Raw genomic sequence first — 737 nt, forward strand, 5'->3', positions numbered from 1 at the left:
ATCAATGGCATAAGCGAATCAGAAACGTCCAGCTGCGGAAAGACAGCCCATTCAAATTCGTTGAAGCGAGGCACTAGGCTTTGTCTCCGCTCGTCCAGTCTTCGGCTTTCAGGCGTAGGGGAAACACACCGGCCCTGATCTGCTCGCGAATTTTCGCTTCTGCCTTGTCTGAAACGCTCGCCCAAATGGCGACGCCCGCCATGGATGTCGTGTCTTGCGGCGATTCCTGGCCTGAGTCCACGTTGCTTTCGTCCTTCGCAGCGCCCAGCGTCGCAATAGCGATGCGGTCACGCAGCAGCGGGTCCAGGATGAGGGATTGCAAGTCCGCCAGCGACTGGTGCCGATAACGCGGAACCGCCGACATGGCGAGCGCGATCTGCCCCACGGCAACGTGGATGCGATGCCTCAATTCCTTGATTTGTCGCATGGCTTCGGCTTTCGGCGCGTCATCGGGCCGGTCCGCCTCGTCGACCTCGTTATTTTCGGCGATGATTGCCGAAACGGGCGCGACTTCCGCCCGCGCACCATTGCCGTTCTTGAACATATCCCGACTCATCGCCATAATATAGCTCCTCCTCAAATGTTACGTCCCCGAGATGGACAACCGCTTCGCTCGTTTTGAGGTAGGCGGCGGCGGCTCTGGAGTTCGGGTCGACTCCTCGCAGGGGAATCGGGTGAAGGATTTCAGGCGGCGACGAGACTTGCGAGGAAGTCGTCGTCCCAGGCGGCGGTCATGC

Annotated in this window: 1 protein-coding gene; it reads right to left on the reverse strand. The window is 59.7% G+C overall.

Annotated features, from left to right (window positions below):
* Positions 1 to 73 precede the first annotated feature (73 nt).
* Complete coding sequence (locus Mspo_RS19475; RefSeq protein WP_244613566.1) at positions 74 to 544, reverse strand: hypothetical protein; 471 nt, start codon at positions 542 to 544, stop codon at positions 74 to 76.
* Positions 545 to 737: the final 193 nt, after the last annotated feature.

The organism is Methylosinus sp. Ce-a6, assembly GCF_009811655.1.
Lineage (GTDB): Bacteria > Pseudomonadota > Alphaproteobacteria > Rhizobiales > Beijerinckiaceae > Methylosinus.